This window comes from Nocardia sp. NPDC005366 (genome assembly GCF_040606855.1).
In the GTDB taxonomy this organism is placed as follows: Bacteria; Actinomycetota; Actinomycetes; order Mycobacteriales; family Mycobacteriaceae; genus Nocardia.
This window is the reverse complement of sequence record NZ_JBEXFQ010000005.1, coordinates 194,572-215,273: the sequence shown is the minus strand read 5'-3', so window position 1 is coordinate 215,273 and position 20,702 is coordinate 194,572. Positions and strand designations below refer to the sequence as shown.

7 protein-coding genes are annotated in these 20,702 nt (G+C 68.8%); 6 read left to right on the top strand and 1 reads right to left on the bottom strand.

Going from position 1 to position 20,702, the window contains the following annotated elements; translation table 11 throughout:
* Positions 1-64 precede the first annotated feature (64 nt).
* On the bottom strand, positions 65-496 hold the full coding sequence (gene dtd, locus ABZS43_RS08375) for a D-aminoacyl-tRNA deacylase (protein ID WP_355035149.1): 432 nt from the start codon (positions 494-496) through the stop codon (positions 65-67).
* Between the two features lie 408 nt (positions 497-904).
* Here dtd and ABZS43_RS08370 point away from each other — a divergent pair, with 408 nt between their 5' ends.
* The 6 genes from ABZS43_RS08370 to ABZS43_RS08345 all read left to right on the top strand — a co-directional run bounded on the left by ABZS43_RS08370 (position 905) and on the right by ABZS43_RS08345 (position 20,674).
* Complete coding sequence (locus tag ABZS43_RS08370; protein WP_355035148.1) at positions 905-2,842, top strand: hypothetical protein; 1,938 nt, start codon at positions 905-907, stop codon at positions 2,840-2,842.
* Positions 2,839-3,636, top strand: a complete 798-nt coding sequence (locus ABZS43_RS08365) for an ESX secretion-associated protein EspG (RefSeq protein ID WP_355035147.1) — start codon at positions 2,839-2,841, stop codon at positions 3,634-3,636. The genes ABZS43_RS08370 and ABZS43_RS08365 overlap by 4 nt, the downstream gene beginning before the upstream one ends.
* A 537-nt stretch (positions 3,637-4,173) precedes the next feature.
* Positions 4,174-4,497 carry a hypothetical protein gene (locus ABZS43_RS08360; RefSeq protein ID WP_355035146.1) on the top strand — a complete coding sequence of 108 codons (324 nt, stop codon included), beginning with the start codon at positions 4,174-4,176 and terminating at the stop codon, positions 4,495-4,497.
* Positions 4,498-4,570: 73 nt separating this feature from the next.
* Entirely contained in the window at positions 4,571-5,521 is a 951-nt protein-coding gene (locus ABZS43_RS08355) for a hypothetical protein (RefSeq protein ID WP_355035145.1), read from the top strand.
* Between the two features lie 205 nt (positions 5,522-5,726).
* Entirely contained in the window at positions 5,727-6,194 is a 468-nt protein-coding gene (locus ABZS43_RS08350; RefSeq protein ID WP_355035144.1) for a YbaB/EbfC family nucleoid-associated protein, read from the top strand.
* An 11-nt stretch (positions 6,195-6,205) separates the two neighbouring features.
* Positions 6,206-20,674 (top strand): hypothetical protein, encoded by a 14,469-nt coding sequence (locus ABZS43_RS08345; RefSeq protein ID WP_355035143.1) that lies wholly within the window; start codon positions 6,206-6,208, stop codon positions 20,672-20,674.
* Positions 20,675-20,702 lie beyond the last annotated feature (28 nt).

Below are 20,702 nucleotides of genomic sequence, written 5' to 3'. Positions count from 1 at the left end.
GATCGCCACGTCGTCGACCGGGGTTCCTCGGCCGTGCTGGATGTCGGCCGAGAACAGCGCGGTATCAGGCCTCGAGCAGAACGGTGACGGGCCCGTCGTTGACCAGTTCGACGCGCATATGGGCGCCGAACCTGCCGGTGGCGACCGTCGCGCCGAGGTCGCGCAGGGCACGGGCGAAACACTCGACGAGCGGTTCGGCGACGGGGCCGGGTGCGGCGGCGGACCAGGAAGGGCGGCGGCCCTTCGCGGTGTCGGCGTAGAGGGTGAACTGGCTGACCACCAGAATCGGAGCGTCCAGATCCGCGGCGGAACGTTCCCCGTCCAGGATGCGCAGCCGCCAGAGTTTGTCGCCGAGGGTTTTGGCGGTGGCCTCGGTGTCGGTGTGGGTGATACCGACCAGGGCGACCAGCCCCTGGGGATTCGGTGCTATCCGGCCGACGAGTTCGCCGTCCGCCACGACCTGCGCCGCCGTTACCCGCTGCACCAGTACTCGCATACGGTTGATCCTTTCATTCCCGCGGGTGCGCGATGCCGGGGAGTTGCCGTCGATGGCAATCGATATCGAATTAGGCAGTGCGCATGCATGTTTCGCTCGACCTACGATTGCGCGTGCCTGTCTCGCTCCAGTGGCATAGACTCGTAAATCACTCGGCATACAGCGTTTTGGACGAATGTGGTCGGGTGGTGGGCGTCGGGGAGCATTGCGCGTGGGAACGGGGCCGTGGGAGATTCTTGCGGAGCAGAGCAAGGTCTGTCACAGATCGCCCCCGGCCGTCCATATGACCGGATGTCGAGGTAGCCGGAAACTTCTGGGGCTGGGCATGTTCCGCCGTGGTGGCTAAACTTCGACCATTCCGGCTCACCGGCGAGAGCCGTCGGCGGAATGCATCGAGGAGCGAGTGGCGTGGGTAGCGAAACTCCCTGGTCGGGGTTGGCAGGCCGGGCGAAGGTCCGGGTGGAGACGGGTGCCGCGCTCGAGGCGGCCAAGGCGTGCAGCACGGCCATCGAGGTCTTCAAGGGCTGTCAGGCGCTGTTCGACTCCAAGCACCTCAATACGTTCGACGCCCAGCACCTCGGCGGTTCCGAGGTGATCGCGGGCCCGCCGCTGCGTCAACGCTTCATCGACGAAGCCACCCAGGCCAAGGAGTCGGTGGGGCGGTTCATCGACGCCCTGCACGACCTCGTCGACCTGTTCAAGGCCGCCGGTGACACCTATACCAACACCGACAAGTACTCGGCCGACCAGCTCTCGACGATGAAGGGCGACCTCGGCAGGGTGAACTCCTCGCCCGGTGCCAGGGATCTGTCCGGTTCGATCACCCAGGCGGGTCAGTACAAGCCGGCTAACTCGGACATAGATGTCCACATCTCCGGGTCTACGATCACGATCGACTACACGAAGCACGACTACGACATCGACACCGCGAAAGCTCCGAAGTTGCCCGAGGGGACACGCGTCAAGGCGGAGGGCGTCGGCGTGCCGATCCCGGTCCGGGCCGCGGACAACATGTCGTGGCGGGATCTGTACGACCTCGGTCAGCGCATCTCGTGGGGCGAGGTGGCCGAGGATGCACCCGTCTGGGAGGCGATGGCGACCCAGGTCCACACCGCCGCGTACGACCTACAGCAGAAGCTCGCGACGATCACCTCGACCACCTGGGAGAGCCAAGGCGGTGACGCCGCGCTCGCGGCGATTTCCACATTCGCGGCGTCGGTGTACGACCTGCACGACTCGTTCAAGATGACCCAGGCGAATCTCGAATACACCGCCGACTGGCTGTACGCGACGAAGGCCTGCATGCCGATCGAGACCGAGGACAGATGCGACGACGATCTCGATGAGAACCGTGAGCGGTACGAGCGGCACTACGTCACCGGCGTCCACCAGACCGAGAAGTTCTTCCCGGCGGTGACCGATCCGGCCGCACCGGCGGGGCCGGTGACCACGCAGCAGCCGCCGACTACGCAGCAGCCGCCAACCACGCAACAGCCGCCGGGTTCGCAGCAACCACCGGGTTCGCAGCAGCCGACCACGCAGCAGCAGCCGTCGGGTTCGCAGCAGCAGCCCGGTTCACAGCAACCGACCACTCAACAGCCGGGCGCCCAGCAGACCCAGCCGCAGCCGCAGATCTCCGCGGCCGGTCAGGCAGCGCAGCAGGCGCTCGGACAACTCCAGTCGGGCGTCGCGGGCACGGGCGCCGGGCAGACCGGCGCCCCCGGCGCGGGTAGCTCCGGCACAGGTATTCCCGGCCTGGCTGGTATCGGGGCGGGGTCGACGAGTCCGGGGACGGGCGGCGGGGCCGACATCCTGTCCCCGCTGATGTCGGCGGTGTCCCCGCTGATGTCGGCGGTCAACTCCGCGATCTCCGGGCTGTCCCAGGCGTTGCCGAACCTGCAAACCGCGGTGCAGGGCGCTCTGCAACAGGCGTCGGCGGGCCTGAGTTCCGGCCTACCCGATCTGACCCAGCTCGGCAGGCTGTTCGAGCAGTTCCCGGATCTGGCCGATGTGCTCGCGCAGTCTCCGGAGGTCAGCGCGGTGATCGCGGCCAACCCCGTGCTGGAGCCGCTGGCGGACCTGCTGGGTATCGAGCTGCCCGGCGAGCAGGCCGATGCCGACGGGTCGGGAGAGTCCGAGACGGCCGAGGCGACGCTCGCGGAGGCGTTCCCGCGTGCCTCGCTGCCCGACTTCTCCAATCTCCTGTCCGGTTTGGATGAAGTCGTCGCGCCGATCGCAGGCATGGTCGCCGCACCGCAGACCGAGGCGGCGCCGATCCCGCTGCACACTCTCGAACAGGTCGATGTCACCTCGGCGGTCTTCGGTCGGCCCGAGGCCGACGCATGACCCGCACGTGGGAATTCACAGATGTCGAATTCCGTGTCCTCTGGCAGCGTTTCGTCGGCAACGGCCTGCCCCGCCCGCTGACCTTCCAGGCCACCACAGCGCTGCACACGGATTACGAGCGGGAGAAGTACGACACCTGGCAGCGCTTGCAGCACACCGTCGACCCCACGCTCCGCGCGGTCTTCGACGTGCTCGAGCGTCCCGATGTCTATCTGCGCCTGCGCGGCTGGAACGACCGCGAACGCGACGACGCGCAGCGCTGGCTCAAGGCGAGGGCGGCGCGCGCGGGCGCCAACGGCTACATCATCAATCAGCTGCCCGGCGAAACACCAACGCACAGCGGTGGTTACATCATCACCGACTGCGGTCCGCACGGCCTGGCCGACGCGATCGTCGACTTGATGCCCGACGTCGGCGCGGGCCGCAAGGGCGTCCTGCCCTTGGTCACCGACGTCCACCCCGATTCCGCCGAACACCACTCCGGCTCATCGATGTTCTTCGAGGAAGCGGGCACCTCGATCGCCCAGCGCAGCGCCGAATTCTTCGACACCCCCGCCGACCGCACCGGCACCATCAACATCCTGCAGAACCAGTCGATGTTCGGCTCCCGCGGCATGCATCGCGACATCCTCGTCTGGCGCGACCTCCCCGACGACGGCCGGTACGTCATCACGCTGCCCTCGGACAGCCCGACCGCCGCCCCCCTGTCCCGCACCGCCCTGATCGAGCAGATCAATGCCTCTATCCAGCGCATGATGGGCCGTGTGGAATCGCACTGGGAGGCCAGCGCGTAGGAGCCTTGCGTAACGTGGTGCGCGACCGGCACGAAGGAGGCCCATGACCGACGCGACGCGCAACCCGATCGATGTCTCCGACGCCGCGCTGCGTCGGGACGGCGACCGATTGCTGTACCGGGACGAACCGTTCACCGGGCGAACCATCGAGTCCTACCCCGACGGTGTCGACCGCTACGAGCGTGAATTCCGCTCCGGCCACCCCGCGTCGACTCGGTCCGTTCACCGGCCAGATCTACGAGCGCGCGTGCGAGGATTCGCCGATCATCGAACTCCGAACCTACGTAGACGGGTGAGGCCCGAGGGCTTCAGCAGGGTTGGCATCGAAGGTCGCCGCGCTACGTCGGGATGCTGACGGATAGGGGCCTCGCCGTCGACTGGAAGCCGTGGAACGAGGACGGTGAGTTTGTTGTGAGCGAACGCGGGAACGCGCCATTCATATTGTCGTAACGACAGATTCGCCCGACGATGGGAGCCTGTTGCGCGGCCGAAAGAGTTGTGGTGTGCTCGAAGTATCACTGCTGAAGGGACGGGGCGATGGCAGACAAGTTGGAGTACGACGCGGACCTTTTCCGGGCCGCGGCGGGCAAGTCGCGCACGGTCAGCGAGAAGATCACCACCGTGCTGGACACGCTCAACGGGGCGATCAACGGTCGCGGCACCCCCTGGGGCAATGACAAGTTGGGCAAGAACTTCTTCAACGGCCCCGGCGGTAACGATGGCTACGACGCCTCGCGTACCAACACCACGACCAACGCGGCGACCATGGCCACGACGATGGGAGAATTCGCCGACGGTCAGATCGATAGCGCGGTGCTGCTCGAGAAGATGGAGCGCGGCAACACCGACGGCATGACGTGACCGCGGTGGTGAGTGGACACCTTCAGGCCGTTGCCGCGAGCCGTATTCGGGTGGACCGGGTGGTGATCTGGGGATGACCACCCTCCCGGTCGAGACGACCGACGCCGATCTCGCGCGCGACGAGTCCGCCGGTCTGGCCTGGTACCAAGGCACACCGTTCACGGGCGACGTGGTCGAGTTCGACGACGACGGCGGACTGCTGGAGTATTCGACATACGTGAACGGAGTGCTCGAGGGGAGTAGTTCGCACTGGTACCCCGGAGGCGCCGAGCGCGCTTCGCGCCGATACGAACGCGGTCTGCCGATCGGAACCTGGGATGAGTGGTACCCGGATGGACAGCGCAAACAGCGCGAGATCTATTCGGATTCGGGTCGACTGAGGCTTCGGGCGCGGTGGTCCGAATCGGGGGATGTGCTCGAAGAGACGGATCGGGAACGCTGGGACAAGGGCATAGACGGCGACGCCGTGCTGGTCGGTGATCCTCGGCTGTCGACCATTCAGGACGGTAGCCGTGTCCTCTTCGACGGCGAGCCGTTTCACGGTCAGATGATCGAGCGTGCGGGCGGTGACCCCGACGGTGTCATCGTCAGACTGGACACCTACCTCGATGGATTCGGTACCGGTCCCTCGCGGGGTTGGTACATCACCGACAGACGCCGTCATCTGGGTGCCACCGAGCGCAACAGAGGAATCGGCCTGTGGTTACGCTGGTTTCCCGACGGATCACCGCAGAAGATGACAGTGCTCGGTGCTGACGGAAGCACACTCGCGCAACGAGTCTGGGACGAGGCGGGCGGCTCGTTGACCGATATCCCTGTGATCGCCGCCGATGCGCTCGAACAGCGATACAGGCCGGACGGCTCGCTCGAGGCCATCGGTGTCGTCACAGCCTCGGGACCGATAGGGACCTGGGTCCATTGGGACATCGACGGAAATCTGGTGCGCGAGGAATGCTTCGACTCGGCGGGCAAGCAGGTGTCCTCACTTCAGTGGGACGCTGCTGGTAATCGGATCGAATGCTGAGCGGTGCCCTGGACGGGCGACTGCTCGGAGTCGAACCGTCCATTCATGTTGTCGTAATGAAGGATTAGTCCGTCGATGCGAGTCTGTTGCGTAGCCGGATGAGTTGTGGTGTGCTCGAATACATCACTGTGGAGGGATGAGGGCGATGGTGTGGACGGTTCGGATCGACGCCAACCTCGTCCGGGCTGATTCGAGCGAGTAGCCGATGACCAACGAGCGGGAAAAGGCCGATCTGCACGAAATCATCGAGGGCGTGCAGGCGCAGTTCCGGCATGTCGCGCGGATTCAACGTGAACGTGCCGAGATCACCGGTCGTGCCACGGTGCGCAAGCGAGTCACCGTCACCGTCAATGCGGACAACAAGATCATCGAGACCAAGTTCGGCCCGGATATCGAGGATCTCACCTATTCCGAAATCGCCAAGGCGGTAACGGAAGCCGCGCAGCTGGCCGCAGAGGAAGTCGGTCGTAAGGTCGGTGAGCTGATGGCGCCGTTCCAGGAGCAGCGCGCTCGTCTGCCCTCGCTGTCCGATCTCATCGACGGCATTCCCGACATGCGCATCCCCGAGACGATCGAGGCCCCGTTGACCCCGCCCGCGGCGCGTGAGGACAGTTTCGCGGACGGTGCTGTCGCACGCGACAAGGGCAGCGCGGCAACCGATTCGAGCTGGTGAGCTAGGCACTCATGATCGAGTTGCCGTCCGGGCTGCGTTGGCTCTCCGTTGTCGCCGGTATGGACTGGCCGGAGGGCAACGAGGACGAGATGTGGTCGATGGCGGGTGACTGGAAGACCGCCGCCGGGGATCTCCGGGATATCGTCGACGACATCTATGCCGCGAAAGACGCCGCGCATAAAGCATATCCGTACGGCGAGGGCGTCGAGGACATGCTGAAGGCCTTCGACACGTTGGCCCGTGGGGACGGTGGCGACCAGGATCAGTCACTGAACAAGCTGGCCGAGTATTTCGATCAGGTCGGCGAGTCGGTGTACCAGACCGGCACCGAGATCGAGTACACGAAGCTCATGTTCTATTCGTCGCTGGGTCTGCTGGCGGCGGAACTCGCTGCCGCCTGGCTCTTTCCACCGACCGCGCCCGCGGTGGAGGCGGCGGCCATCGGCGCCACACGGATCGCGGCCCGCATCATCACCGGGCGTGTGGTCGCGGCGATCATCCGCGCGGTGGTAAAGGCGGCGGCGACGCGGCTGGTCAAATTCATCGCCCGCCATGTCGTGATCGACACGGTGATCGGCACCTTGCAGGAACTCGGTGTCCAGCAGTGGCAGAAGGATCACGGCCATCGCACCGAGATCGACTGGAACCAGGTCAAGGCGGCGGCGATCAGTTCCGCGGCGGGCGGCGCCGCGGCGGGTCCGTTCGGACACTGGCTGGGCAACAAACTCGGCACGCAGATGAAGCCGTGGTTGCGCGGCGCGATCACCGGCACCGGCGCGGGTCTGGTCGGCGCGGGTGGCGGCATGCTGGGGCAGTTCGGTTATGACATCGCGACCGTCGGTCTCGGCGATGCCTGGAACAACCTGCAGACCGCGGCCTCGGATCCGCTCATGTGGAGCGCGGGCGCCACCAATGGCGCCCTGTCCGGGATGAACAAGTCGGCCGCGACGAGCGCCTGGCAAGGCATGAAGCCAGGGCTGTTCGAGCGCCCCAACCTGAGTTCGCGGATCGCCGAAACTCTCGGTCCCGACGTGAATCTCGGCGGATTCGGCCAGGACGGCGCAGGCAACAACGGCGCCGGGAACGACGGCGCCGGCGACGGTTCCACCAGCAGGCCCGGTGAAGGCTCCACCCAGCGAGCGGGCGATGCCGAGGGTGACGGCGGCACAGACACGCGGGGTGAAGGCACGCGCGCGGGGGCTGACGGTGACGTGACCGGTGACGGTTCGGGTGAATCGCGGGCCGGTGACGGTACCGACGCCCAGAGCGTGCGCCCGGCGGGAACCGTGGACGCACCGCCGGAAGTCGAAGGCGACACGATGGCGGGCGACGCCGAAGGGCGCGCCGACCAGCAGGCCCGGGCAGACAGCCAATCATCGACCGACAGTGGTAGCGGCGCCGCAGGTCGTCAGGAGTCGAGGCCCGAGACACAGGGCGGTGATTCGCGGGCTACCGGCGACGGCGGCGGGCGCCACGACAGCGGACCTCGTGTCCAGGCTGAAGCCCCTGCGGCACAGGCCGATTCCGGAGCAACGCACCAGGAACCCTCGCGCGCCGATGGCGCCAACGACGCGGCGGGGACCGCGGACGGGACGCGTACCGATGCCACGTCGAGGAACGAGGCGGCAACACAGTCGGCTGATGCCCAGAGCACACATCGCGATACCACCACGCAGACCGGCGCGGCACCGCTCACCACGGCCGCCGGTGCTCCCGCCGCCGCGACCGGTGCGTCCCCGGCCGCGACGGGTCACACTCCGGCCACGGGTCAGTCGCCCGCGGCCTCGGGGCAACCGAGCCATTCGCCGAGCGCCGCTGGCCAGCCGAACACCACGCACGCGCAGCAGTCGAACCAGGCCACGCCCGGCCAGACCACCACAGATCGTGGCGCATCACCGGCAGGCGCTCGACCAGGCGGACCCGAAGTCCGCCCCGAGGCGCCACGGGCCGGGGCCGCCGACGGAACACGAGCCGCTGGCAACGATGCGCGGCCCGGTGGACCGGCGACCCGATCCGATGGCGAAAGTCGCGCGGGCGCCACCGACCGACGTGCGAGTACAGCAGACACGCCCCATGAGGGTGTGCGTGCCGAGCACGCGCCCGCGGAGGCCCCGCGGGCCAGAACCGGCGAATCCGAGTCCGTCACCGACCCGGTCCGGGCCACCCCGGCGGAAGCGGGCACTCCTCGTACCGACGCCGATCTCGCCGCGGACATCCCGCCGGTGCTGCCGATCGGCCCGGACACCGCTGCCGGTACCACGCGCCCAGTCGGAGACGCGAGCAGGCCGGGGCGGGCCGCCGAACCGCGAAGCGGACCCGACCGCACGACCGCGCACGACGAGAACCGCGCCGGAAAACCCGACGACACACCCACCCGCGACCGCGACGACGCCTCCGACGACCGCAAGCCGTGGCGTGACGACAACGGCAACCCACCGGTCTACGACACCCGGACTCCCAGCGGTGAAGGCGTCATCCATCGTCCGACCAGCACGTCGATCGGCGAGGACAACCGCACCCATCGCGTGCGCGAGAACATCCGCAACGACGGCGCCCACGATGTCGTTGTACACGGCCGCCGCGACGGATTCCCCGCACCGGGCAAACGCTTCCCCGTGCATCCGCAAGACATTGTCGACGCGATCCTCGCCAATCCGAGCTACCAGCGGGGGACCCCCATCCGGCTGGTGTCCTGCCATGCTGGCAATGCCAACGGGTGGGCGCAGTACATCGCCGACCGGCTCGGAGTGGATGTTCTCGCACCCACAGACAAGGTCGGTGTCCCGCGCAGACCCGGCTCGGAGCCGACCATCGCCAACGGCGGGGAATGGCGCACGGTGCGTCCGCAGGCAAACCCGGTTCCCGGTGATCGCACCGCACCGCTGTCGGATCGGGGTGATGCGAGCGGTCCGCGTCGCGAGGGAGAGGGGCCGCCCTCGGACCTGGAACCGGCACGCCGGGGGCCCGACCGTACGGACTGGATGGACTCCGACGACGACCCGCCGCGTGACCCGGCTTCGTCGCATCTGCGGCCACCGGACGGCGCGGAGGCGCTGCCACGGCCGTCGGTGGATGCCCATTTGCTCGGCAGCATCGATGAGTCGCGGGTCACCCGCGACCCGGATACCGATCTCATCACGCACGTCGACGGCGAATTCGTCGATGACTTCATGCGTCGGCTCAGTGCCGAGCGAGCAGCCGAATACGTCCGTGCCGGTGAGCACGACCCTGAGGCGGCGCAGCGCCTGCGTAGTGCGGATGAGGCGCTCAAAGCCGCTGTTCATGACCGCGGCGAAGCTGTGGCCGCACTTCGAGGAGCCGACGCCGATCAGAAGCCTGCGGCGCTGGAGACATTGCGGGAGGCGCAGGCCCGGCATGCCGAAGCCGAGGCCGAATACAACGCGGCCAAACGGGCTGTGGCGACTGCCGATGCCAACCGCCTCGGCAGAAACGCAATGGGTGCCGTGATGGCGGTTACTGTGGATCGCGTCACCGGCCATGTATACGAGGCGGCCAACGGAGACCCCGACAGCGTCATTTCACACAGCGATCTTCACCAGACGCTGCGCGACAACTTGAGCGAAGTACGTCGCAACGGGCCGTACAGCCACGGAGACGGTTCGCCGACCCACGAGTTCCCTCATCCGGACCAGCCGCTCGGGCACGCGGAGGTGCGGACGACGAATGCGCTGTTGCACCACCGAGGTGAACTCGGAGTGCCGAATGGCCCCGACTCTCTGCACTCGGTGATGAATGCACCGCACTTCCCGCGTGGTGGTGCTCAGGGGGATGCGCCCTACTGCGCGAACTGCAACGCCACTCTGAACGGGACAGAGAGTGCCGCAGGATTCCATTCTAGTTATCCCCCATCGGATTCGACGTACACGCCTCCAACCCGTCATGCCGAGATGCAGGCGGCCGCCGAGGCGGAGAACTCGACGCAGCCGCGGCAGGATTCCACCGAGCGTCCGCCGCTTGATGACCTCCCCAACAGGGACGAACCGGACGGTTCCCCCCGGCGCGATGACGACGTCGATTTCATGGGCGATGACGATCCCGATTCCGACGGGCAGCATCGGCCGCCTTCCGGGGCCCACGATTCGACGGTGCCCGCCGGAATGTCTCGCGGTGACGACGGTCTGCTGCATCGTCCCGGCGACCGGCCCGACTCGTACCGTGATCACGACGGCACCTGGCATCATCGTGACGATCCACCGAATTCGTTCCGCAACAAGAACTTTTGCCTGCAAGGTGATAGCGGAGCGTTTCTCGCCGACCACCTCACCCAGAACGACTACGTTCACGAGGCGCAGAAGGGGGCCTCGGAGCGGTACGAGGTCCATGATCCCGACTTGGCCGAGCAGTTGCGCGACGCCTCCGCTCGTCGACTCGAGCTGCAGACCGAACGTGACGCGGTCGCGGTGGAATTGGAGCGGCTCAAAGCGGAGTTCGGCATCGAGCACTCGAAGGAACTCGCTCCGAAACGGCTGACGGACCGAATTCAGCAGCTGGAAGCCGAGATCGACTCCGACCGTTCGCTCAGCGAGACCGAGATGTTGAACAGGCTGACCGACCTCGCCGATCTGGAGGACACCGCCAGAAGGTACAACGACCTGGGGCGCGAGATGGTCGGGGTGTCCAAGGCGTTGGGGGAGTTGGCGGGCCTCGCCTACGCCCTCGATCCCGAGGCGAGGCCGGGAGCTGTCCTGCTCACGCCGTTCACCGGAGCTTTCGACGGTGCGGGTGTCGTCGATATCGCGTCGCTGCTCCGCGAGACGGCTGTCGACCCGACCACGCTGCTCGTGGTGGAGGCCAAGGGCGTCGGCTCCGAACTGGGTGGCTCCAAGGTCGCCGAAGCCGAGCAGGGATCTCCGGAATATCTTCGCCACATTCTGGCGATGGACCGCAACCTCGCTCAGATCCTCAACGAGACACCCGAGCAGATGCGGGACCGCGGTATCGATCCCGACAGCGCGGAAGGTCGCGCCCTGCGCGATGCGGTCGAGGCGCTGCGGACGGCGCGGGACGACGGGACGTTGCGCGTCGACTACCGCCTTGTGCACGCCGCCGCCGATGGCACGGTGACCGTCACGAAATTGGAGTTGACGCGCGACGGGACGGATGTACTCGCCGACGCCCCGCTGCCGTTCGACACCGATTCGGCGTCACCGTCGCGCGACGCCGAGCCCGACGCCGCGACCCGCCGCGACGACGTCGACTTCATGGGCGACGACAGCGAGAACCAGCCCCGTCGTCCGGAATTCGCCGACCCGTCCTCGCCCGAGCGGGAAGTCAGGATCGAACTCGGCGACAACGGTGAGGTCGTCGCGCTGCACGCGCGGCTGGAGGACGGCCGATGGGTGGTCGCGCGGGAGGACGAGACGCCGCAGAATTCCACCCCGCAGAATTCCACCCCGCAGAATCCCACGCCGCGGAACGCCGACGGCGAGGTGGACAACCGGAACGTATTGCGGCGGTTGGTCGATCAGCTCAATGCGGGGTACGAGGGGCTGACACTGAAGTATCCGTCCGGTTCGGGTCTCGACGGGCGCGGTCAGACCGCGGTGCGCGACGGCCTGGTCGGTGGTGTGAACCTGGTGACCGATCCGCCTGCCCCGCACCCGGCGCCGCAGCATCATCCCGCGCCAACACCGACCGGCCCCGAGATCCAGGCGCCGCCGCCGGGGCCCGCCGATCCGGCCTTGAACGTCGCGCGGATCGGTAAAGAGGGCGTCACGGTATGGCAGAACCGGGAGCACCTGCCGATCGTCGGCGGTGCCATGGGACGCGTCGAGGACGTCGCGGGCGAGCACCATCCTGTGCATAACCAGGACGGGTCGGAGTACCGGCCGTGGATCACCGAGGCCGATCCGAATCTGGTGCGCGAGAACGTGATCAGCGAACTCCAGGCTCGCCGGATGACGCCGGACGAGGCACGTGCCATCCTGCGGGAGCTGTTCGAGACCGCGGATCCGCGGCTGCGCCAGGATCTCGTCGACGATCTCGAGCACAACGACCTCATCGATTTCGACGAGGCCAGGGAACTCGAGGACGCGCCGCCGTACGAGCCCGCTCGGGAACCGGAACCCGACGCCGCCCCGCCGGAGGACGAATCGCTGACCGATATGGCGCACCGCCTCGGCTTCGATCTCGCCGACGAGAGCCCGCAGGCGCTGCGCCGGGCCATCGATGAACAGACCTACCGGGTGTTGCGCGAGGTCGGCGCGATCGAGGGGCTGGCGGACTCGGCGCGAAGGGCTGAGGAGGAACAGACCCGACCCTACGGACGCGTCCAGGACGCGGAAGCGCCCGCGGCGAGACCGGACGGCCAGCCCCTGCGGGAAGGGGAACCCGCTCCGCGGGAGCTGGATTCGGACGCGCGCCGACGCGAGGACGAACCGGACTTCGACGACGACTTCGACGAGTCCGACAGCGAACCACCCAGCCGCCGCAGCCACTGGGGCGACACGAGCGAGCCGCGGCCGGTGCCGTTCTCCGATGAGGTCAGTTTTTTCGATGACAACCCGATGGGCCGGTTCCTGCGCGACCTCATCGTCGCCTTCGGGGGCGACACCGTGCTGCGCGATTACGAACGGGTCGGCAACGGCGCGGATCGCCTGCCCGAGTGGGGCGATATCGCCGATGCCGCCGAACTCGGCCGGGATCAGGGTCCACGCTCGTTCTTCGAACACGCCCTGCGCCGTGACCAGCTGCGCGACGAACTATCCGGTTGGGCCGCGATGTTCGGCCGCGATCTCTCCGACCTCACCGGCTCGAATCTCGACCGGACTCTCGCCGAGTTGCGCGAGGCCGCGGGTAGACGCGCGCAGGACTTGGCCGACTTCATCGCCGCCGCGGAACCGATCCTGCGCGGCGACGAGGGCGCGCCGGTCGGCCGCACCTACGGTGACCAGGTCGCCCGCGTTCCCGACCCGAGCGGTGGGCCGGATCGGCTGATCGTGACCGACGGGCCGCTCGACCGGGAGCAGGCGCTGGCGCGTGCGCTGGACGGCAACGAGGATCTGGTCCGGGGGCTGCGCGACGGCGCCCTCCAACTGGACTTCCGCACCACCCGTGCCGACGGGGCAGGGCATGTGCATCTCGACCCGGCCGCCACGCCCGAGGTCCGGCACGTCCACCAGACCGTCGACGGCGGCGAGCTGAAGGTGACATTGGTGCGCGGCGAGGACGGGCAGTGGCACCCGGTGCAGGCGCCCTCCGAGACACCGCCGCCACCTCGCGATCGCGCCGAGATGGTGCGCGAGATCCGTGACCTGGCAGACCAATTGCGGCTCGGCCCGACGCAACTGCACCCGGACAATATCGCCAGGACCATCGCCGAACTGAGCCTGGACAACGCGGTGCGGGCCGCTCAGGTCGAGGCACTGGCCGATTACGCGCGCACCATGTCCGATATCGAGACCTTCCATCTCATCGGCGACGCGCGCGGACAACTCGCAGCCCGGCTGGGACTCACCGAGGCCGAGCTCACCCCGCGCAGGCTGGCCGAGGCGCTCGCCGATCGGGGGCAGCGCAAGGCGTTGCGCGAGCAGCAGTTCGAGGACCTGCTCAACGGTCCGAGGCACGACGGGAAGAAGACCGACGGGTACTCGCGTCAGCTGTCGATCGTCGACAGCGCCGGGGTTCGGGCCGCGCAGGAGGCGCTGGTCCGCGCGCTGAGTCCGGACAATCCGGATGCACTGCGCCCCATGGTCCAGCGCAAGGGCCCGCACGGCCGGTTCGAGTACGTGCGGGCCGAGAACGGGATCGATCCGCACGAACTGCGCAAGCGGATCATGCGGTTGCAGCGCCGAGGCCAGAACGATCTGGTTCTGCGAGCGCTCACCGACTACGCGGACGCACTGCTGAGCATCGACCCGTACTCCGAGGTGCCGAAGGGGGATCGCTCGGCCGATCCGCGTACTACCGGCGAGCCGCACGTCTACGACCTCGACGCGGTGCACGGGTTGCGCGATGCCGTCGGCGCCGCTCTGCCGGGTACCGATCCGAGGGATTTCGCCTCGCTGGTCGCGGAGAACGCCGCGCGCTCCTACGGCCAGGACGAGCCCACCGACCCCAACGGGCCACGCCCGCAGGCGAACCGGGACTGGGGGCGTTTGGTCGGCGTGGATCTGTCGACCGCCGACGACGCGACTTTCCGCAAGGTCTACGAGGCCTACCGCGACGGCAAGATCGAGAAGCACGAGGGCCTGAGCCCCGAGGAATTCGATGCCGAGGTCGCGCGGATCCGCGACGAGATCCGCGCCCGTGCCGAGCAGATCAGGCAGCTGCAGTCGTTGACCGACGAGTTCTATCGCCCGTCGGCAGATCTGCCCGCGGGCAGCGACCCATCGGCGCGGGAACACCCGGCCGGGCCGCGACCGGAACTCGACGGTCCCGAGGGCGAACGTCGGCTGCAGTCCGGGGAGGAGCCGACACCGGGAGATCCGGGGACCGATCCACGCGCCCTGCCCCCGGGGTCGCCGACCGAATCCGGCCCGACCGGAGAGCGGAACCCGACTGCGGACACGCGAACCGACTCGCCCGCAGCGGGGGAGATCCCCGAGCGCGGCCATGACCTCGACGACCGTGCCGACGCCCGGCTGGACGAGACCATGCGCGAGCTCGACCGCGTCGCCGAGGAACTCGATCGTCCGATCGCGGGTCTCGACGAGCTGACGCGTCCGGATGGTGTCGATCCGGAGGTCGCGGCGGATGCCGCTGCGTTGGAGTCGTATTTGCGGGCGCAGAGGGAGTTCGACGCTGTCCGGTTCGCGATGGACGCACGGTTCGCCGAGGCGGTCGAGCGCGAAACCGGGGCAGCGGAGCTGCGAGCGCAAGCAGACTCCGACGCCTCCGGGGACGGTACCGAATCCGATGGTGCGGAACGCGGTTCGCGCGGCGAGGACGAATCCGGTGACGGAACGCGCGGGGACGACGAGCCCGATGCGGACGGGCCTCGGCCTGCGCCTGCCGGGCCGCCGTCGAAGCCGCCGTCGAGCGCTCCCACCGCGCTCACTCCGGACCCGGAGGAACCGCACCGCGATGCGGCGCGGTCGGGCTCCGGTCTGCCCGAGTCCGGCGGCGAACTGTCACGGGTCGGCGAGACCGATGTCGATCCGGTGAACGCCAACGGCACGGATGAGACCGCGCCGACCCAGGCCACGCGGCACGGCGACTTCCTCGATGACGCCCGCGAGTTCCTGCGGGAGCTGGCGGACCTGCCGCCGTCGGTCCACGCGGACACGCCGCCGCTGACTGCGGCGCAGGCCGAACACGTCCGCAGACTGGCCGAGGCGCTCGGCCTCGGTGACGCGCTCACCGGACTGGCCGATCCGCTCGGCGCGCTCGCGGAGATCGCCGACATGGCCCGTGCGCGTGGATTCCTCGACAGCGCACTCGATCCCGACGCCGAGCTGGGTGCTCCCATGCGCTACCCGGACGACTACGACGCGCTCGACCTGGACGAATTGCAGGACGGTTACGACAGTTGGCGCGTCGAGGGCGATCCCGAGGTGCGCGCGCGGATCGCCGAAGAACTGCGGCAGGCGGGGCTGGAGGACGGTTCGCGCCCGTCGCTGTCGGCGGAGCCGGAACCGGATTCCGGCGAGCAGCCCCTGCGCCCGTCGTCGCTGCTGCCGCCGGGTGACGGTCCCGCGCAGCACCCCGGCACGCCGCGGGTGGAACCGGCGCAGCATGCGGCCGAACGCCTGGCCGCCCGGTTCGGGGTCGACCCCGGCGATCCGGGTGCGATTGATGCCCAGCGGTACCGGCAGTTGTTGCGCGCGGGCGCGGTCGAGGCGTTCGCGGAGACCGTCCGCCGCGCCCAGGAGACGACCGACCCGGCCCTGCGGGCGCAGCTCGAGGCGAGGGCGCGCCGGTGGGCGAACCGGCTCGGTCTCCCGGCCGATCCCGGCCTGGCGCGAGCCGCCGACGACATCGCCCGGCTGCGGCCGGGGGTGGCCCGCGATGCCGCCGACCTGGCGCACCTGTCCGATCTGCGCGCGGCCGACCTCGATGATCGCTGCCTGTCGATCGACGTGGACGGCGAGCGGATGCTGGTCCGGCTGATCGCCGACGGTCCCGACTCCTGGCATTTCGAACCCGTTCAGCGGGTGGATGAGGCACCGGTGGCGACCTCCGAGACGACGGTCGAGGTCGCGCCGAAGCCGAAATCGTTGCTGCGCAAGCTGTGGGACCGGCTCACCGGCGGCTACTTCGGTGAGTACCCCAAGTACCCTTCGGGTTCCGGTATCGACAGCGCCGGTCAATCATTGCTCGGGCACGAGGCGGGCCTGCCGCTCACCAAGGAGAAGGACCCGACGCCGCACGGTCCGGTCGGTGACGAGTACGAGCAGCTGCAAACCAAGTTCAACCCCGCGCGCATCCTCAAAGAGGGGGTGCTCATGTGGCAGAACCGGGAACTCGTGCCGATCCTCAGGCATCTGTCCTCGCGGATCGTCGACCGCGCCGGGGAATTCCTGCCGCTACGCAATCTCGACGGCTCGGAGTACAAGCCGTGGATCTCCGACGCCGACCCGCAGTTGCGCCGTCAGATCGAGCAGGAACTGCGCGACGCCGGTCTCGATCATCTGCTCGAGCCGGAGAGCCGCGCGGATCGCGAACTTCCCGCCGGCGGGGATCGCGAACTGACCGCCGGGCCCGATGCCGATGAGCCGGTACGGGTTCCGCGTTCGGGTGAGGCATCCCTCGAGTCGACCGACCCGCTGCCGCCGTGGGCCGAGGAGGTCGTGGACGCGGTGCGTCAGCGCGTGGCCGACGCCGCCGCACTCGAAGCGCTCGCGCACGAACTCGGTATCCATCTCACCGATTTCAGTCCGGAGGGCCTGCGCCGTGCCGTCGCGGAGGGTGAATATCGTCTGCTGCGGCGCGACGGCGTGCTCCATGGGCTGGAAGCCGCCGCCCGCGGTTTCGACCAGGAGAACGCGCGCACCCCGTACCGCTCGAACAGTTTCTTCAGCAAGGACCCGCTCGGGTCGTTCCTCAAGGAGGTGGTCGCGGCCAATGGCGGCGACACCCGGATCCTGGACTGGCGCGGAGTCAACAACGGTGGCGAATGGGTCAGGCACTGGGACGATCTCGAAGACACCGAACAGCCAGGCCGCGACCAGGGCTTGCGCAAATACTTCGAGAACGCCCTGCGCCGTTCGGGACTGCGCGATGAGCGCTCCACCTGGGCGCATCTGGGCGGTGTCGATCTGGAAGCCCTGGCGCGCGATCGCGACGCCGAACTATCCAGGTTGCGTGCTGAACTGGACCGCAACACCGGCGTGCTCGACGAATTCGCGCGCCGCGTGGCGGATTTCGATGCCGCCGACTCCGGTGACCGTCTCGTGCTCGATCCGGACAACGGCCGGATCGAGATCGTCGACACCGGGAACGGACACGAGCATGCCCTGGCGCGAGCACTGGCCGGTGCGGATTCCGATTTCATCGACCGGGTGAACCGGGGCGAGGTCACCATCGATATCCGTGCCGTCGCGCTGGACGAGGCCGGGCGCGTCCACATCATCGAACTCGATGCTCCCGAGGTGCGCCATGTGCGCACCGAGGTGGACGGGCGCACCGTCGACATCACGCTGTTGCGAGCGGGGCTCGGCCCGTGGCGGATGGTCGAGGTGCCGCCGTCGGGTGCGGAACCGGCCGCGAACCTTCCGGTCGTACCCGGTGAGACAGACCTGACCGCTCGGGAGCCGCGGTCGTCGGCGGAGATCCTGGCCGATATCGGCGCGGTGTCGCGGCGGCTCGGCGTCGATGATCCGACCACGCTGTCGGGCGACGAACTGCGCACCCTGCTGAGTGATCTCGAACGCGCCAACCAGGTACGCGCCAGGCAGGTCGAAGGACTCGTCGACTTCGCGTTGTCCGCCGACGCCATCGACACCTTCAACGATCTGCACGACGCGCGCAGTGCGCTGGCGCACCGGCTCGGGGTCGAGGCCGACGACCTCACGCCCGAGGTCGTCGCCAACACGATCGCCGACCCGAATACGCCGACCGCCCGGTGGCGTCAGCAGATCGGCGACCTCGTCGCCTACGCCAAGGATCTGAGCGGTGTCGATGCGGCGGCCGTCGACGCCGCGCGCGACGCGCTGGCCCCGCATCTCGGTCTGGAGCGCGGTGGACTGCGCGCAGGCGCGGACGCGCTCGCCGAGGCCATCGCCAACCGCATGGCCCGCGGCCGTCTCGATGACCTCACCGGTCCACTGGCCGACTACGCGCGGGCGCTCGGCGCGATCGACCCCTACACCGACGGACTGGTCTACAACCCCGACAGCGACCCGCGGGCGCGGGGCGACGATCCGGCCGTCCACAACCGCGACGCGCTCGATTTCCTCCGTGAGATCGGCGCCACCGACCTCACCGACACGAGGCCGTTGCCGCAGGCGCCGGAAGGCGAGCCGCCCGCCCCGAGCCGCGATTACGCCCGGCTGCTCGGCGTCGACCTGACCGCTGCCGACCCGCGGCGGTGGGCCGAGGTTTACGAGGTGTTCCGTGACGGCCGGATCGACAAGGACGAACGCCTCACGCTCGCCCGGCTGGCCGAGGTCCACGAGCAGATCCGCGATGAGATCCGGCAGCGGGCAGCGGATATCGCCGCGTTGCGTGCCCTGCTCGCGGAACCGCACGCCCCCGACGCGACGAACCCGGAAGTCGGTGGGGGCCCGCGGACTCCGCTGTCGCCGTCGAACGGTCTGCCCGCAGGCACGGCCGACGCGCCGGTGCCGCCGTCCGGTCCCGCGGTGACACCCGGTTCGCGGATCCCGGAACTCCCGGCTGCTTCCGGGGAGACGCCGACCCGCGCCGACACCCCGGCCGAACCGCCCGGGGTCGGGGAACCGGAACAGGCGGGTGACGCCGACCGAGCGGGGACTCGGGACACCACCCACGATCACCCGGTTCCGGACCCGGCCGGAAACGCCGACGTCGACAAGTCTTTCGACTTGGGACGTATCGACAACGCGGCGCCGGTCGATCCCGGTCGCCGGGTCGCGCCGAACGGTGTCGACGACCCGGATCGGACGCGCGGCGTCGACAGCGCGGCCGAATCTCGCCGGGCCGCAGATCCCGATCGATCCGACGATCGCGGCGGCGATGGCGCTGCCGATGGTGGCGACGCCCGCAACCGCGATGCCCGCAACCGCGACGACGGCGGCAATGACGACGGCGGCAATGACGACGGCGGCAATCAGGATTCGTCGCGTAACCCGGATAGCGATGGGTCGCCACGGCGCAGGCAATTGCCGGGATGGGCGCTGCGTTCGCATATCCCGCATCCGCCGCACGAGGAGGAGTACGAACTCGAGGTCCCGGTCTTCGACGGTCCGGCGGAGTGGCCGGTGCCCCCGCTGGAGCCGGTGAATCCGCCGGTCCCGCCGCAGCCACCTGTGTCACCCCTACCACCTGACCCGCCGGTGTCGCCGCAGCCGCCCGTCCCCACCGCGCCACCGACCTACCCGCCAGAACCCGCGCAACCTCCTTTGCCGACGCAACCTCCTTTGCCGACGCAACCTCCTTTGCCGACGCAACCTCCTATGCCGACGCAACCTCCTTTGCCGACGGAGCCTCCGTCGCCGACAGACCCTCCCTCACCGACCGAACCCCCGAGCCCAACGGAGCCTTCACCCACCGAGCCGTCACCCACCGAGCCGCCTCCCGCTCCGACGGAGCCGTCACCGCTCCCGCCGTCGCCTACCGAACCGGCACCCCCGGGACCGGGGCCGACCGAACCGCCGTCGCCCACGGAGCCGACCTGGCCGCCGCCGAGTGTCCCGGTCCCGCCCGGCGGGTCCTTCCCATCAGGCGGTACTCCGGGCAGCCAGTCTCCATGGGGATCGAACCCGCCCGGCCAGTTCCCGCCCGGCCAGTTCCCGCCCGGCCAGTTCCCGCCGGGGGACTACCCGCCGGTGAACGGCGGGCCACAGGCATCCGGGTGGCAGCCGTCCGCACCCGGTTACCCGCACGACGGCAGCACCGGCATGTACCCGCCGGTGATGCCGCCGGTCAACGGCGCGGGGCAGGGGGGTAACGGCAGCGGGAGGCGATACCGGCCGGAATACCGGCCCCCGGTGGAATCCGAACTGCTACTGGTTCGCCCGTTCGCGGGTGCGGGGCTGCCCGCCCAGTTCGACCCACAGACCGGCACCCTGCAGGTGGGTCCATCCGCGCAGACCACCTCGTCCGGCTACTACTCCCACCTCGGTGACGTGCCCGCCGTGTTCTACCGTGGCGGGGACGGGTTGATCCTGCGTGTCGGTAACCGGTCCTTCGATCTCGAAGGTCCGGTCGAGGTCGTGTGGGAGCGCTGCGCCGGGCGCATCACCCGATTCGCCATCATGGTGGCGGGACAGGCGCAGTGCGAATTGGCCTACCGGTCCCTGCCGCCCGAGCTGGATCTCGGCCTGCTGGTGCGCGACGTGGTGGCCGACCCGTCGCGCCGGACGACGATTTTCCAGTGACGACGATTTTCCAGTGACACGGCGAGGA